Genomic DNA, 15,883 nt, shown 5'->3' on the forward strand with positions numbered 1-15,883 from the left:
CTCCCCTTTCGGGGAAGGCGGGTTTTTCATGCTCGAAGATAAATATTAGAGAAAGTAAAAATACAAACGTCTTGAAATCTATACTATCGTTGATTTCTATTAACCCCAGAATTTCAGCAACATTTAACAGATTCATGAAAATCTACGCGAAAGAGTTGTAGAAAGCGGCACCCCCAAGATCCGCTGGTCTATGGCTTGGGGAGCAAACGGAACAATGAGCCATTCGGTCGAAAACAGGTTTTTCGCGATCGTCTGCGGTGCGCTGCTGGTTTTCGTAGCGCCGCTCTTCATCCTTTTTCTTTTCCTGTCGTCCGAACGCGCCGAGAAGGAGATCAAGGATCATATAACCGTCCTGCTGGTCGCCAATGCCCAGGCCCTTGCCAAGCCGCTGTGGGATCTGGATGAGGATAGCGTCACCCAGATCAGCGCAACGACGGTCGCCGAAGGCGCGATCGTTCGGGTCAATGTGCGCGATCTTTCCGGCCAGCTCGACGTCACGCAGTCCACCATTCCGAAATCCTACAAGGGCAATCTGGAGTCCGTCGCGCGGCCGATCGTCTACAACGGCGTGGACGGCACCAAAAGGCTCGGCACCATCACGGTCTACTATCCCCAGCTCGGCCTCTTCGACGGTTTGAAGAATGAGGAAATCGTCTTCATCTCCATTTTCATCTTCGCAGTGCTGACGGTCTTCGGCGCGGCGCTGATCGGCAATCGCATTTTTGTCATCCAGCCGTTGATGCGCCTGACGCGCGCCATCGAGGCCACACGGCGACTCGGCTCCCGCCATCATGTCGACTGGCAGTCGAACGACGAAATGGGGCGGCTCGCCAGCAGCTTCAACGATATGCAGAGCAAGCTACAGCGCGATGAAACCGAACTGAAGCTTGCCCATCGCCGCGCCACCGATACCTATAATCTGACGCCCGCCATGCTTTTCTCCCTCGACAAGGACGATTGCATCGCCGCCGTCAGCGACTACTGGCTCGCCGCAACCGGCTACGGCCGCGCCGAGGTGATCGGCCGTGAGTTTGCAAGCCTGGTCCTGCCGGAATCGCGCGCGCGATATGTCGAGCGCAAGAACAGCAATCCCGATACCGCTGCCCGTCTTGCGGTCACCGTCAAGTTCCAGTGCCGGAATGGACGGGTGATGGATGTCCTCATTCTGGAGACTACCGCGATCCAAGACGGCCTGTCGCTTTCCGTCATGACCGACGTCACCGAGCTCAAGCAATCCGAGGACAAGAACCTCCGGCAGGCAATCACCGATCACCTGACCGGCCTGCTCAACCGTCAGGGCTTCGAGACCGCGTTGGACGCCAAGATCAACGAGGCCGATCTGCGCAAACGCGAACTTGCGTGCCTCTTCATCGATCTCGACCGTTTCAAGTGGATCAACGATAATATGGGCCATGCCGCCGGCGATGCGGCCCTGCGCGAACTCGTCTCCCGCCTGCAGACATGCCTGAGCTCGGGTGACATCGCCGCCCGCCTGGGTGGCGATGAATTCGCGATCCTGCTGCTGGCGGAAGATGCCGAAGTAAGAGCCATCGACATGGCTGCCAGCATCGCAGAGATCTTCGAAGCGCCCTTCGGTGGCGATGCTCGCCTCAGCGCCAGCATCGGCATTGCCATCTATCCGCGTCAGGCGGCCAATGCCGCCGAGCTGCTGCTGAAGTCCGACATCGCCATGTATGCCAAGAAGCGCGACGGCAAGAACGGCGCAAAGATCTTCGACAATGGCATGCTCGACGACTCGCGCCGCCGCGCCGAACTGGAAAGCTATATCGAGGCGGGCCTCGCAGAGGACTGGTTCGAGGCCTATCTGCAACCGGTGGTGAATATCGACGATCGTTCGATCGTCGGCTTCGAGGCGCTGATGCGCCTGCACCACCCGCATAAAGGTATCCTGCCCCCTGCCCGCATCATCGAGGTCGCCGAAGAGACCGGCTCGATCATTCGCATCGGCAACCGCATCATGGAGAAGGCGGTCACCAGCTTCGCACGTCTGTCGCGTCTCGGCGGCATGCAGGACACCTACCTCGCCATCAACTTTTCGCCCCTGCAATTCGAGCCCGAACTGCCGCTGCGCATCGCCACCCTGCTTTCGCGCCATGACATTCCCGCCTGGCGCATCGTCGTCGAAATCACCGAAGCCGTACTCATGGACGACAATCCGGAGACGCGCATGGTCATCAACGAGATCTGCCGCTACGGCTGCCGCATCGCGCTCGACGATTTCGGCACGGGCTATTCGTCGCTGAGCTACATCAATCGCTTCCCGGTCGACATCATCAAGATCGATCAGTCCTTCATCCGCGCCATCAACGATACCGCATCCGATGTCAGCGCCAAGAGCCGCATGCTCGTCGAAAGCATCACCACGCTGTCGCACAAGATGAACTGCACGGTCATTGCCGAAGGCGTGGAAACCGAAGAGGAATGCGCGACCCTGCGCACCATGGGCATCGACTACGGCCAGGGCTATCTGTTCTATCGGCCGCTGCATCCTGATACCCTGGCAAAGACACTCGCGAGCCAGCAGCAGGATCATCCTTCACCCATAGCACAGGCGTCATAGCGATGAGGAACCGCACGCGAAAGCCGTTGCTCACGATTGCAATCAGCCTGTTTTTGCTATCCCTTTTCTCTCCAGCCCGCGCCGAAACCGTTCATTTCACCACCGAGGAATATCCGCCCTTCAACTATCGCGACGGCAAGACGGCTGTCGGAGCCCTCACCGAACAGGTGCAGAAGGTGATGGCCGATATCGGCGCCGACTATACCATCGCCATCATGCCCTGGGCGCGGGCCTATAATCAGGCGCTGGCAGAACCCATGACCTGCGTCTTCGCAACCGCCCATAATGAAGAACGCGATCCGCTCTTCAAATGGGTGCAGCCATTGCTGATCGATCGCAACATCCTGATCAAGCACAGCGGTTCGCTGATTGCCGCCGCCACCATCGGCGAAGCCAGGAAATATCTCGTCGGCACCTGGCGGGAGGACTATACGGAGACGATACTGCGCCGGAACAATTTCCCGCGCATCGACGTGGGCAGCGATTTCAAGGCCACGCTCAAGAAACTGATGAGCGATCGCATCGACCTGATGCCCATTTCGGAATTCTATTTCGACAAGCTGAAAGCCGAGGGTAATGCCGTGGAGAAGGTGACCATCCTTTCCCAGCAGCCCATGGGGATAGCCTGCCAGAAGGATTTCCCAATCGATCTTCTGAACAGGATGCAGGCGGCGCTGAATGCGCTGATCGCCGACGGAACGCAGAAACAGATTTTCCTGAAGTACGGCCTCCACCTTAACGACTGACCGCATCCCCGCCTTGACTTTGCCGCCAAATCCCTGTGGTGAAGGGCATCGATATTTTCCAAGGGGTGAAGCGCATGCTTCTCATCGCGGGCCTCGGCAATCCGGGCGCCAAATATCAGGGCAACCGCCATAATATCGGCTTCATGGCCGTGGATGCGATCTATCGCCGCCATAGCTTTTCGCCCTGGTCGAAAAAGTTCAAGGCGGAGATTTCCGAAGGCGAGCTCGGTGGCCAAAAGGTGCTGCTCATCAAGCCGCAGACCTTCATGAACCTCTCGGGCGAAGCCGTCGGCGAAGCCATGCGCTTCTATAAGCTTCAGCCCTCCGACCTTGTGGTGATCTACGACGAACTCGATCTGCCGGCCGGCAAGGCGCGCCTGAAGACCGGCGGCGGCCATGGCGGTCACAACGGCATCAAGTCGATCGACGCCCACTGCGGCAAGGAATATCGGCGCATGCGCCTCGGCATCGGTCATCCCGGCGTCAAGGAGCTCGTACACAATCACGTTCTCGGCGATTTCGCCAAAGTGGATCAAAGCTGGCTGGAGCCGCTGTTCGACACGCTTGCCGACAATGCCGACATGCTGGTGCGGGGCGAGGATTCGCAGCTGATGAACAAGATCGCGCTTGCTCTAGGCGGCAAGGCGGAAGAAGACGCACCGAAGCCGGAGAAGAAGGCGCCGGCCAAATCTCATATTCACCAGGCGCGCAATCACAGCCAGCCGAAGATCCCGGAAACCGGTCCGATGGCGGAAATGCTGAAGAGGATGTTCGGCAAGAAGGACAATTGAGGTGTCGGACGCCGCGACCGAAGATATCGCAAATATCGTCGTCCGGCCCGTCACGATGACGGACCTGCCGACGCTGCTTGCGCTCTACCGACACCTGAATGTGGGCGATCCGATATTGGAGCTGCGACTGGCGGAGAACCGCTTTGCGGAAATCCTTAGCCATCCAGGCATGACGATCTTCGCCGCCTTTGATGGCGACAAGGCCGTCTCTTCCGTGACGCTGATCGTCATCCCAAATCTCACGCGGGGCGGTGCGCCCTATGCCTTGATCGAGAATGTGGCAACGCACGCCGATTACCGTCGGCGAGGCCTTGGCGGCACGGTCATCCGCAAAGCTTTCGCAAGCGCCTGGGAGCGGAATTGCTACAAAATCATGCTGCTGACCGGCTCGAAGAACCCGGCAACGCTGCGCTTCTACGCCAATTGCGGGTTCACGCAGGATAAGACCGGCTTCCAGGTCCGCCGCCCCTCGGCTACCTAACGGGCAGCAGCCGTTCCTATTCTTCCGGCTCGGTCGTGAACATCAGCGGGAAGCCGGCGCTTTTGGCAAGATCGACCGCCTCCTGCGCCTTCGTCTCGGCAATGTCACGCGCACAGACCATCACGACACAGGTGCCGAGCTTATGCGCCGTCATCATCACGCGATAGCCGGCCTCCTCGCTCATGCGGAAGACGGCCTTCAACACCATGATGACGAATTCCCGCGGCGTATAATCGTCGTTCACGAGAATGATCTTGTAGAGCTTCGGCCTCTCGACCTTCGGCTTGGTTTTAGTCTTTGGTTTCAGGACAACATCATTGTCACTCATCGGCATCACCGTTGACGACAGGGAAAGGGGCTTTGGGCTAATAGGGAAATTATAGTGCAGCGCAGTACACCATTCAAGGACGACGGCTTCTCTGAAACAATGCGCAGCGCAGCATTCGAACGACTTCAGCCTCTCTTTCGACAGAAAAGAGCCTCCCTGCCCGCACAAGACTTGACCCGCAACGGCCCTTCCCCCATAGGCACAGCAAAGATTTTCAAGTTATGGACAAGGTGCCATGGGTTTCAAATGCGGTATCGTCGGGCTGCCGAATGTCGGCAAGTCCACTCTGTTCAACGCGCTGACCAAGACGGCGGCGGCGCAGGCGGCGAACTATCCGTTCTGCACGATCGAGCCGAACACGGGCGAAGTCGCGGTTCCCGATCCGCGCATGCGCAAGCTTGCCGAGGTCGCCAAGTCGAAGGAGCTGATCCCGACGCGCATCTCCTTCGTCGATATTGCCGGCCTCGTGCGCGGCGCATCGAAGGGTGAAGGTCTCGGCAACCAGTTCCTCGCCAATATCCGCGAAGTCGATGCCATCGTGCACGTCCTGCGCTGCTTCGAAGACAGCGACATCACCCATGTCGAAGGCCGTATCAATCCGGTTGCCGACGCCGAAACGATCGAGACCGAGCTGATGCTCGCCGACCTCGAGAGCCTCGAACGCCGCACCGAGCAGACGCGCAAGCGCGCCACCGGCAAGGACAAGGAGTCCATGGCGATGCTGCCGATCATGGATGCGTCGCTTGCATTGCTGCAGGAAGGCAAGCCAGTCCGCACGCTGCTCTCGAAGCTGGATGCCGAAGAAATCCGCATCCTCAAGAGCCTGAACCTGCTGACCTCGCACCCGGTGCTCTATGTCTGCAACGTCGCCGAGGCCGATGCCGTTACCGGCAACGAGCATACGGCTGCGGTCGAAGTCATGGCGAAGGAGCAGAATTCCGAAGTGGTGATCATATCCGCCGCTATCGAAGCGGAAGTAGCGCAGCTGCCCGAAGATGAATCCATCGAATTCCTCTCCGCGCTCGGCCTCGACGAAGCCGGCCTCGACCGGCTGATCCGCGCCGGCTACAAGCTGCTGCACCTCATCACCTATTTCACGGTCGGGCCGAAGGAAACACGCGCCTGGACGATCGAACTGGGCACGAAGGCTCCGCAGGCGGCCGGCGTCATCCATTCGGATTTCGAGCGCGGCTTCATCCGCGCCAGCACCATCGCCTATGACGACTACGTCGCCTACAACGGCGAAGTCGGCGCCAAGGAAGCCGGCAAAATGCGCTCCGAAGGCAAGGAATATGTCGTCCAGGACGGCGATGTCCTCAACTTCCTGTTCAACGCCTAAAGAATGAAGAGATTGCCGGCCTCACCTGAGCGCCGGCAATCTTCCCTGTATGGATGCCGGCAGCAGCCGCACCGTGGCGCGGCGCAGATGCGGCCAGCCGACGCCGATCACCAATACGACCAGTCCGACGATCATCAGCACGATGAAGCTCACCTTGTCGAGCGCGGCGTTGTTCTGCCGCAAAATGGTGCCGATCGCCACGCCGAGCGAAAGCAAACCAGCCGTTACGAAAGCGCGCCTGTCGATGATAAGGCCGATCAGCATCATAACCGCCACGATGACGACGATGGTCGCCGCCCGCGCGTAACTACCATTCTGAATCTCGGTTAAAATGGCGCTGTCATTGCCGAACTCAAGCATGAATGCGAGCAGGTTCGACGTGTAGAGCAGCGCCGGCGCGGTCGCGAGATGCAGCCAGAAGGCAACATCCGAGCGTCGTGTTATGCGCTTGGGATCGCTGAGATCGAAATACATCGCGACCGCGAATGTCCCGAGCGCGGCCACAAACATGATGCAAATCGACTGCAGTGGATAGGCAAGCACCACGTTCGGCACAGCTGTCACCAGCCCTATGATGTAGAAGACTGCGGCCAACAACAGGGCGAATAGCGAGAATAGCAGCATTGCCAGCGACAACGGCACGCGGTAGCGCCAATAGAACAGGGCAAAGAGCGGCGGAAACGGAAGCGTCATCATCATCCAGTCTACCATGATAGATCGGCCATCGTCGGCCGGATCGAGATAGACCAACGAGACGGTGATGATCCATTGCGCCAGCGCGATGGTCAGCGCAACGGCCGGAAGCGCCAATCGCTGGCGACGCACCAGGATTTCGGCAAGAATGATAATCGCCGGCAGTGGCCCGAAGAAGCCCGTAACCCCCCATAGCCCGGCAAGCAATACGATGATGCCGATGGTGATCAGCACATCATGAAAACCACGGATGAAGCGCGGCGCTTCGCTGTCCTCGAGCGGATTTGCCAGATCATCCTCGCGCGGCTGCGAAAGACCGCTCCGAATGGGCGATGCGCCGACACCGATATTTCTCTCGGTCAGATAGGGCAAAAGCCGGATAGCCTGATCCGGGGAAATGATCCCCTCGCCGGCGGCGCCTTCCAGCGCGGTCTTGAGATCGCTCATGTCTGTCCTTGCTTCGTGACGATGTTGTGCAGCCTCACCATATTGCCGGGACACAATCAAGGGCTGCGGGTACTGGCATGCCCTCACCGCACCTTGTTGTCCGCTGCCGTTGCGAAAATACTTGCGCCCTTCCCGCCCGGCATGCGATTGCGCACGAACGGAATGAGGAGGCCTGTGACGAATATGACGAAACTCGTCTACGAAGACTTTCAGCCGGGACGGGAATTTCCGCTCGGCCCCAAACATGTGACGGCGGCGGAGATCATAGAATTCGCCAGGGAATTCGACCCGCAACCGATGCATCTGGATGAGGAAGCAGGCCGCACCAGCATTCTCGGCGGTCTCGCGGCCTCCGGCTGGCATACATCGTCCATGTTCATGCGCATGATGTGCGATTCCTACCTCCTCGCCACCGATGCGCAGGGTGCGCCTGGCATCGATTTCATGGAATGGAAGAAACCGGTTCTAGCCGGAGATACCCTGTCGGGCCGGTCCATTGTCATCGAGGTACGCCCCATGCGCTCCCGCCCCGGCATCGGCATCGTCAAGTTCCGTCATGAGGTCGAGAACCAGCGCGGCGAGCTCGTCTGCCTCGGGGAGAACGCAACGATGATCCGCATGCGCGCCGGCGCGGAGATATCCGCATGAAGATGAGCGAACTTTACGTCATCGGCGAACGCATCGAGATCGGCAGCCATACCTTCACGCCGGAAGGCATCGTCCGCTTCGCCTCGCGCTATGATCCGCAGATCTTCCACATGGATGCGGAAGCGGCCAGGCAATCCTTGTTCGGCGGGCTCTGCGCCTCCGGCTGGCATAGTTGCTCCGTGTGGATGCGCACTTTCGTCGATTACTGGAAGTCCGAAACCGCGCGGCTGACGGCCGAGGGCAGGACGCCGCCCACTCTCGGCCCCTCGCCCGGCTTCAAAAACCTGCAATGGCTACGACCGGTCTTTGCCGGCGACACGATCACCTATGGTGTCGCGATCCTCGGCAGCCGGCCACTTGCCTCACGCCCCGGCTGGGCGCTCTACACACTCGCCTGTGACGGCATAAACCAGCATGGCACCCCGGCCCTGCGCTTCGAAAGCACCGTGCTGGCCTTTGAATAGCGACTGGAGCAATTCCAGGAAAAGTGCGCAGCGGTTTTCCGTCCGGAATGCGCAAAAACAAGAAGATGGAGCATTTTCGCGATTCGAAGAAAAGCGGAAATGCTCTAACGGGGCCTGAAAGATTGCCCCGCGAGGTCAATGAGAACACTCAGTGTCCGGCGAATTCCACCAGCGTATGCACCGGCACGTCGAGTTCCTCGAGCTTTTTGCGGCCGCCGAGATCAGGCAAATCGATCACGAAGCAGGCGGCAACGACCTCGGCGCCGATCTGGCGCAGAAGCTTCGTCGCGCCGACGGCGGTGCCGCCCGTAGCGATGAGATCGTCCACGAGAATGACCCTCTCGCCCGGATTGACGGCATCGCGATGCATCTCCATCTCGTCCACGCCATATTCCAGGCTGTAGGCGATGCGGACGATATCGTGCGGCAGCTTGCCCTTCTTGCGGATCGGCACGAAGCCGGACGACAGCTGATGCGCCACCGCGCCGCCGAGAATGAAGCCGCGCGCTTCCATGCCGGCGACCTTGTCGATCTTGGTGCCGGCATAGGGTTGCACCAGCGCGTCCACGGCGCGACGGAATGCCCTGGCATCGCCAAGCATTGTCGTGATGTCGCGAAAGATGATGCCGGGCTTGGGATAGTCCGGAATGGAGCGGATGCTGGCAGCGAGCTCCGAAGCAATAGTGTTCATGAAATACGTACTCTCAGGCTGTGATAGGGCCGGCCGCACCCTATCAAGACCGGCGCTCCATACCAACAAAAAAGGCGGCCTCGACGGGCCGCCTTTTCGTTGAAGCATCGCAATACTCAGTGAGCGCCGGCCTTGGCATAGACAGAACGCTTGGTGAGATAGATCAACACGGAGAAGATCAGCAGGAACACGATGACCATGAAGCCGAGATGCTTACGATCTTCCAGATGCGGTTCGGATGTCCACATCAGGAATGCAGACACATCCCGCGCATACTGGTCGACCGTCTGCGGCGCGCCATCGTCGTAGGTCACTTGCCCATCCGAAAGCGGCTTCGGCATCGCAAAGGTCGCAGCCGCATCGAAATACGGATTATAATGCGAGTTCTGCTGCACCTTGAAACCGGCCGGCGGCTCTTCATACCCGGTCAGCAGCGAGTAGATATAGTCCGGGCCGCCTTCCTGATACTGTGTGAAGATATCGAAGATGAACTGCGGGAAGCCGCGTTCGACTTCACGCGCCTTGGCAAGCAGCGACATGTCGGGCGGCACCGCACCGTTGTTGGAGGCCGCGGCAGCCTCGTCGTTCGGGAACGGCGAGTTGAAATGATCAGACGGAAGCGCCTTACGGGTGAACATCTCACCCTGAGGGTTAGGTCCGTCCTGCACTTCATAATTGGCGGCAAAGGCCTTTACCTGGGCTTCCGTGTAGCCGAGATCTTCCAGTGTGCGGTAAGCCACCAGCTTCATCGAATGGCAGGCGGAACAGACTTCCGTATAGACCTTCAGACCACGCTGTAGCTGGGCCTTGTCGTAGGAACCGAACGGGCCGGCGAAGGTCCAATGCTGCTCGCGCGGCTCCTTCAGCGGATAATGCGGCGTTTCGTTCTCCGCGGCAGGTTTCGTCTCCGCCGCCACGGCGGCTACCGTCAAGGAGCCGCCGATCAGGGCGAGCGAGAGAAGGCCGGCAACAATCTTTTTCATCGTTTTCTTCCTTCCAACCGCTCAGGCGCTCATCGCGACGGCGTCTTTTTTATCGCCGCCCTGCTTTTCAAGAACCGCTTCCGTAATCGAATTCGGAATGCGCCTCGGTGTCTCGACTATGCCGAGCACCGGCATGACGACGAGGAAGAACAGGAAGTAGAACAGCGTCGCGAACTGCGCAGCCGTGGTGTAGATGCCCTCCGCCGGCTGCGAGCCCAGCCAGCCGAGCAGGACTGCATCGGCAATGAACAGCCAGAAGAACAGCTTGTACCAAGGGCGATAGACGGCCGAACGAACCTTGGACGTATCGAGCCAGGGCAGGAAGAACAGCACGATGATCGCGCCGAACATGGTCAGAACGCCGCCAAGCTTGGAGTCGATCGGACCGATGTTGAAGGTGATCGAGCGCAGCATCGCGTAGAACGGCAGGAAGTACCATTCCGGAACGATGTGGGCCGGCGTCTTCAGCGGGTTGGCCGCGATGTAGTTGTCGGCATGGCCGAGGAAGTTCGGCAGATAGAAGACGAAATAGGCAAAGACCAGCAGGAAGATGGAGACGCCGAGCGCATCCTTCAGCGTCGCATAGGGCGTGAAAGAGACAGTATCCGTCTTCAGCTTGACTTCGACGCCGGTGGGGTTCGTCTGGCCCGTCACATGCAGCGCCCAGATATGCAGGATGACAACGCCCGCGATCATGAACGGCAGCAGATAATGCAGCGAGAAGAAGCGGTTGAGCGTCGGATCGTCGACGGCAAAGCCGCCGAGCAGGAAGGTCTGAATCCAGTCGCCGACCCATGGGAAGGCCGAGAAGAAGCCGGTGATGACGGTCGCGCCCCAGAAGGACATCTGGCCCCAGGGCAGAACATAGCCCATGAAGGCGGTCGCCATCATCAAGAGGTAGATGATCACGCCGAGAATCCAGAGGATTTCACGCGGCGCCTTGTAGGAGCCGTAGTAGAGACCGCGTGCAATGTGGAGATAGACGGCCACGAAGAAGAAGGACGCGCCGTTGGCATGCATGTAGCGCAGAAGCCAGCCATGGTTGACGTCGCGGACGATCTTTTCGACCGAATTGAAGGCGATCGCCGTATTGGCCGCATAATGCATGGCGAGAACGACCCCGGTCAGGATCTGCAAAAGCAGCATGACGGCCAGCATGGCGCCGAACGTATAGGCATAGTTCAGATTGCGCGGGACCGGATAGGCGATGAAACTGTCATAGACCATACGCGGCAGCGGAAGCCGCGCGTCGACCCATTTTTCGAGCCCTGTGGATGGCTCGTAAGACGAATGACCACTCATGATTCAGCTCCCCCTCAACCGACCTTGATCTTCTTTTCAGACGTGAACGCATATTGCGGTATGAAGAGGTTCTGCGGCGCAGGCCCATGGCGGATGCGACCGGCAGTATCGTAAACCGAACCGTGGCAGGGACAGAACCACCCGCCATATTCCCCTGCCTGGCCGAGCGGGATGCAACCGAGATGGGTGCAGACACCGATCATCACGAGCCAGTTTTCCTTGCCGTCACCGGCCGAACGGGCGACATCGGTCGCCTGTGCGTCTGCCGGGAGATTGGCGTTACGAGCGATCGGATCCTTCAGGTCCGAGATCTGCGTACCCTTGGCATCGTCGATTTCTTTTTGCGTGCGGTTACGGATGAAAACGGGCTTGCCTCGCCACTTCACCGTGAGAGACATGCCAGGCTCCAGGCTCGACACGTCGACTTCGATGGATGCAAGAGCGAGTGTCGATGCGTCCGGCCGCATCTGGTCGATAAACGGCCATGCGACGGCAACCGCACCCACCGCGCCGGCCATACCTGTCGTCAAATAAAGGAAATCGCGACGAGTCGGCTCGCCGGTGGACTCAACTGTCGTACTATGCTCGCTCAAGGCTGCACATCCTCTTCCCGCAAACCACGGCAAAAACCGCGGTACCCCTCTCACTAACGGCGAATCATCGCGACCATAATTCCGCCATAGATTCCTCCGTAACCCGCTGCGTTCTAAGCTTGATCGCAAATTATGTCCAGTCTTGGCAAGGGGAGAGGGCACAATGTCGCGGCAAAAACGCGCTATTGCGTCGCAGGCCCGAGGCTTAAACTCCCCTCTCGCGGCGGCCTGAGGTTAAGCACATGAAAAAACAGCGGATTCACATAGTATTTTCTCGTGCCGCACGGCAAAATAAGCAATAGTTTCAATGCTGCATTGCAAAAATCGCCACGATCATCGCATCTTTGGTCCATCGTCGGCATGAGCCTTACCTCTTAAAACCAAATGGATTTGTCTTGCGATCTGTGGACGATTGTCACCGTTGCCTTGTGTCGTCAAAACATCGGAACATGAAGCACGAGAACTTGCCATGAGACACACGATTTATTGCGTTCTATGCGTTCTCGCCACGCTGGCGCTGGGAATTCTTGCGGCGCGCTATGTTGCCGATTCCTGGTTTCTGGCCTTCTTCGAAAGCCTGCAGACCCACGTAAGCCTCTTTGCGATCCTGCTTGCCTTGATCGCGTTCGTCTTCAAGCGCCACTGGTACGCACTATTCCTGACCGCGGCCGGAACGGTGCTGCTGGTTCATTCGGTCCTGATGCTCCAGCAATACGCAGCCTCTTCCCTCGTTGCCTCGGCAGAGGCCGGCGGTGGAAATTTCAGGCTCCTGTCCTTCAACATCGAGGACAGCAATTTCGAAAACGGTGCCCGTATTGCCGATCTCATCGTCACCTCGAAGGCCGATGTCGTCGAAATTTTCGAGGCGGGACCAATCCTTTCCGAGATAGACCGCATCACCAAGGCCTATCCTTACCGCATCGGCTGCGGCGTGATGACCACCGATTGCGATTCCCTGCTGCTGTCGAAACGGCCGTTCCAGACCCAGCTCATGCGCAGCCTCGGCAGCCTTTGGGACAATCGCTTCATTCTGGCCACCATCGACATGGACGGCCAGCCCGTGAATTTCGCTTCCGTTCATTTGAGCAAGCCTTATTTCGATGCCTTCCACCAGATCGAGCTCGGCCTTCTCGCCCCTGCCCTCAACGACGTGAAAGGGCCATTGATTCTCGCAGGAGACTTCAACGCGTCGCTTACCGCTCCCGACATGCGCGATTTTCTGGCCGCGACCGGCCTTCGCCACGCCTTCCCCGAACCTGCGACCTGGCCGATCGCTTTAGGCGCCTATGGCATCACCATCGATCACGTCTTTGCTCGCGCACCGCTCCGGTTGGTATCCGTCAAGCAAATCCGCGATGCGATGGGCTCGAACCATTTTGGCTTGATGACGGAATTCAGCGTGCCACGCCCCACTGGCGCCAATACCGCGGCAGTCAATTAGATCCGATAAGATCAATCGGCGTCCACCGCGATGAAGCCGCCGGACTGGCGTGCCCAGAGCTCGGAATAGAGACCGCCGCGGGCAATCAGCTCGTCATGCGTGCCCTCTTCGATGATCTTGCCCTTGTCGATAACGATCAATCGGTCGAGCTTGGCAATGGTCGAGAGCCGGTGCGCGATGGCGAGAACCGTCTTGCCTTTCATCAGCGTATCGAGGTTGGACTGCAGCACGGCCTCGGCCTCAGAATCCAGCGCCGATGTCGCCTCGTCGAGCACCAGGATCGGCGCGTCCTTCAGCATGACGCGCGCAATCGCGATGCGCTGACGCTGACCGCCCGAAAGCTTGACGCCGCGCTCACCGACATGGGCCGCATAGGCCGTGCGTCCCTTTTGATCCTCCAAAGCGGTAATGAAGCGATCCGCCTCTGCCTGCCGCGCCGCTTCCACCATCTGCTCGTCCGCGGCATCGGGGCGGCCGAAAAGGATGTTGTCGCGAATGGAGCGATTGAGCAGCGCCGTATCCTGCGTCACCATGCCGATCGCGCCGCGCAGCGACTCCTGCCGGACGGCGGCAATGTCCTGGCCGTCGATCAGGATACGGCCGCCCTCGAGATCGTAGAAACGTAGCAGCAGATTGACGAGCGTCGTCTTGCCCGCGCCCGATCGGCCGACAATGCCGACCTTCTCGCCGGCAGCCACATTGAGCGAGAAATTGTCGATGACGCCGCCGCCGCGCCCATAATGGAAAGTGATGTTGTCGAAACGGATTTCCGGGCCGGTGACGGTCAGATCCTTCGCATCGGGTCGGTCGACCAGACCAATGGGCTCGGAGATCATTTCGGCCGAATTCTGGATCGTGCCGAGATTGCGCATAATGGCGTTGAATTGCGCCATCATGCGGCCGAAGAGCATGTTCAGCCGCAGCACCATGCTGAGTGTGAAGGCGACGCCACCGGTCGAAATCTCGCCGGATAGCCAGAGATGAACGGCCAGCGCACCGATGGTGGTGATCATGACGCCGGAAAGCAGTGCCAGCGACGAACGGACACCGGTCAGCAGCCGCGTAAACGGCATGACGGCCGCCTGGAAGCGGTCGAAGCCGCTGCGGATATAGTGGTCGTTCTGTTCTTCGCGGCCGAAGAGCTTCAGCGTCTGAATATTGGCATAGGCATCGACCATGCGCCCGTTCAGCATCGAGGACGCTTCGGCCGCATTGCGCGCATGCCGGCGGATGCGCGGCACGAAATAGCGCGCAAGCAGGGAGAAGACGCCGATCCAGACCGCGATCACAAGCGCAAGCCGCCAATCCAGTCCGCCGACCAGCGCGATGGTCGAGGCGGCGTAGATAATGATGAACCAGACCACCTGCAGCAGCGAGACGACGAGATCGCCCGTCGCCTGCCCCGCCGACCAGACCTTGGTGACGACACGGCCGGAAAAATCATTCTGGAAGAACTCGATCGATTGTCTCGCCACATGCCGGTAAGCCTGCCAGCGTACGAGGTTCAAAAATCCCGGGACGACCACCTGCTCCTCGACCAGCGCGCCGAGGCTGACAACCACGAAGCGCACGACAAGCACGACGAAGACCATGCCGAGCAGCGTCGCGCCGTGGCCGGCGAGCAGTCCGCTCCACCCCTCGCCCGGCTTCACCTTGTCGAGAATATCGACCAGATGGCCGACGAACCAGAACAGCGCCGCCTCAAGCATGGCGACCGCGCCGCCAAGCGCTGCCATCGCCAGAAAAGGCCCCTTGGCCTGGCGGACATAATACCAAATGAAGGCGCCGAGCGACCGCGGCGGCCGGAGATCGCCGCTGCGGTAATAAGGATCAATCCAGGTCTCGAACAGACGGTAGACGGAGCGGATGAGCATGGAAGCGATATAGGGAATTTCGAGACCCGAGCAAACCGACGGCATGCCGCGGGAAAGGTTATATTTTCTTCATGTTCAGCTGCAGCACTTGGATCCAGTATATTATTGCACATCAATCAAACTTAATCAGAAAGATTGAAACCGATAAATAGCTATACAAAATTCATCATTCGCCTATCTTGTAACGAGAGATAGGACACAATCGAAATGAGCAACAAGACGGCTGACACGAAAGTTCTGACGACCCATGTTCCGTTGTCGTTGGCGGAAAAAGTCGACCAAATAGCCGCTCGACTGGAGCGCTCTCGAGGATGGATCGTGAAGCAAGCGCTCAACGATTGGGTCGCTCTGCAGGAAGAGCGCCACAGGTTGACACTTGAGGCTCTGGCTGATGTCGATGCCGGGAATGTTGTCGACCATCAGCTTATCGGAGATTGGGTGCGCAGCTTGGGCGCGTCGGAAGACGAGGCTTAATCCCGCT

General features: G+C 59.0%; 16 protein-coding genes. 9 read left to right on the top strand and 7 right to left on the bottom strand.

The window, feature by feature from the left end; all coding sequences use genetic code 11:
* Positions 1-214: 214 nt before the first annotated feature.
* The 4 genes from ACPYOP_RS12775 (at position 215) to ACPYOP_RS12790 (ending at position 4,599) form a co-directional block, all read left to right on the top strand.
* Positions 215-2,581 (top strand): putative bifunctional diguanylate cyclase/phosphodiesterase, encoded by a 2,367-nt coding sequence (locus ACPYOP_RS12775; RefSeq protein ID WP_481410760.1) that lies wholly within the window; start codon positions 215-217, stop codon positions 2,579-2,581.
* Positions 2,582-2,583: 2 nt separating this feature from the next.
* Complete coding sequence (locus ACPYOP_RS12780; RefSeq protein WP_481410761.1) at positions 2,584-3,327, top strand: substrate-binding periplasmic protein; 744 nt, start codon at positions 2,584-2,586, stop codon at positions 3,325-3,327.
* Between the two features lie 74 nt (positions 3,328-3,401).
* Complete coding sequence (pth, locus tag ACPYOP_RS12785; protein ID WP_481410762.1) at positions 3,402-4,118, top strand: aminoacyl-tRNA hydrolase; 717 nt, start codon at positions 3,402-3,404, stop codon at positions 4,116-4,118.
* A gap of 55 nt (positions 4,119-4,173) precedes the next feature.
* Entirely contained in the window at positions 4,174-4,599 is a 426-nt protein-coding gene (locus tag ACPYOP_RS12790) for a GNAT family N-acetyltransferase (protein ID WP_481410852.1), read from the top strand.
* Positions 4,600-4,615: 16 nt separating this feature from the next.
* Here the strand turns inward: ACPYOP_RS12790 and clpS are convergent, their stop codons facing one another.
* Positions 4,616-4,927: an ATP-dependent Clp protease adapter ClpS gene (gene clpS, locus ACPYOP_RS12795; RefSeq protein ID WP_184354072.1), complete on the bottom strand. Its 312-nt coding sequence runs from the start codon at positions 4,925-4,927 to the stop codon at positions 4,616-4,618.
* 235 nt (positions 4,928-5,162) lie between these two features.
* Here clpS and ychF point away from each other — a divergent pair, with 235 nt between their 5' ends.
* Positions 5,163-6,266: a redox-regulated ATPase YchF gene (gene ychF / locus ACPYOP_RS12800; RefSeq protein ID WP_481410763.1), complete on the top strand. Its 1,104-nt coding sequence runs from the start codon at positions 5,163-5,165 to the stop codon at positions 6,264-6,266.
* Positions 6,267-6,287: 21 nt separating this feature from the next.
* Here the strand turns inward: ychF and ACPYOP_RS12805 are convergent, their stop codons facing one another.
* The gene (locus ACPYOP_RS12805; protein WP_481410764.1) at positions 6,288-7,406 is read right to left on the bottom strand and encodes a hypothetical protein; all 1,119 of its coding nucleotides are present in this window, start codon (positions 7,404-7,406) and stop codon (positions 6,288-6,290) included.
* Between the two features lie 183 nt (positions 7,407-7,589).
* On the opposite strand from ACPYOP_RS12805, the gene ACPYOP_RS12810 reads away from it, so the two are divergent.
* Both ACPYOP_RS12810 and ACPYOP_RS12815 read left to right on the top strand, forming a co-directional pair.
* Positions 7,590-8,054 carry a MaoC family dehydratase gene (locus ACPYOP_RS12810; protein WP_481410765.1) on the top strand — a complete coding sequence of 155 codons (465 nt, stop codon included), beginning with the start codon at positions 7,590-7,592 and terminating at the stop codon, positions 8,052-8,054.
* The gene (locus ACPYOP_RS12815) at positions 8,051-8,518 is read left to right on the top strand and encodes a MaoC family dehydratase (protein ID WP_481410766.1); all 468 of its coding nucleotides are present in this window, start codon (positions 8,051-8,053) and stop codon (positions 8,516-8,518) included. The genes ACPYOP_RS12810 and ACPYOP_RS12815 overlap by 4 nt, the downstream gene beginning before the upstream one ends.
* A gap of 148 nt (positions 8,519-8,666) precedes the next feature.
* Here the strand turns inward: ACPYOP_RS12815 and ACPYOP_RS12820 are convergent, their stop codons facing one another.
* From ACPYOP_RS12820 to petA, 4 genes are all read right to left on the bottom strand, one after another.
* A complete protein-coding gene (locus tag ACPYOP_RS12820) occupies positions 8,667-9,209 on the bottom strand; it encodes an adenine phosphoribosyltransferase (protein WP_113251094.1) in 543 nt (180 codons plus the stop codon).
* Positions 9,210-9,325: 116 nt separating this feature from the next.
* Entirely contained in the window at positions 9,326-10,192 is an 867-nt protein-coding gene (locus ACPYOP_RS12825; RefSeq protein ID WP_481410767.1) for a cytochrome c1, read from the bottom strand.
* Between the two features lie 21 nt (positions 10,193-10,213).
* A complete protein-coding gene (locus tag ACPYOP_RS12830; protein WP_481410768.1) occupies positions 10,214-11,494 on the bottom strand; it encodes a cytochrome b in 1,281 nt (426 codons plus the stop codon).
* Positions 11,495-11,508: 14 nt separating this feature from the next.
* Entirely contained in the window at positions 11,509-12,087 is a 579-nt protein-coding gene (petA, locus tag ACPYOP_RS12835) for a ubiquinol-cytochrome c reductase iron-sulfur subunit (protein ID WP_481410769.1), read from the bottom strand.
* Positions 12,088-12,556: 469 nt separating this feature from the next.
* Between petA and ACPYOP_RS12840 the strand changes: the two genes are divergently transcribed.
* The gene (locus ACPYOP_RS12840) at positions 12,557-13,528 is read left to right on the top strand and encodes an endonuclease/exonuclease/phosphatase family protein (RefSeq protein ID WP_481410770.1); all 972 of its coding nucleotides are present in this window, start codon (positions 12,557-12,559) and stop codon (positions 13,526-13,528) included.
* 11 nt (positions 13,529-13,539) lie between these two features.
* Here ACPYOP_RS12840 and ACPYOP_RS12845 read toward each other — a convergent pair whose 3' ends face one another.
* Positions 13,540-15,402 carry an ABC transporter ATP-binding protein gene (locus ACPYOP_RS12845; RefSeq protein ID WP_481410853.1) on the bottom strand — a complete coding sequence of 621 codons (1,863 nt, stop codon included), beginning with the start codon at positions 15,400-15,402 and terminating at the stop codon, positions 13,540-13,542.
* Positions 15,403-15,609: 207 nt separating this feature from the next.
* Between ACPYOP_RS12845 and ACPYOP_RS12850 the strand changes: the two genes are divergently transcribed.
* Positions 15,610-15,876, top strand: a complete 267-nt coding sequence (locus tag ACPYOP_RS12850; RefSeq protein WP_481410771.1) for a CopG family ribbon-helix-helix protein — start codon at positions 15,610-15,612, stop codon at positions 15,874-15,876.
* Positions 15,877-15,883 lie beyond the last annotated feature (7 nt).

This window comes from Rhizobium sp. KNZ2-6A, assembly GCF_056755475.1.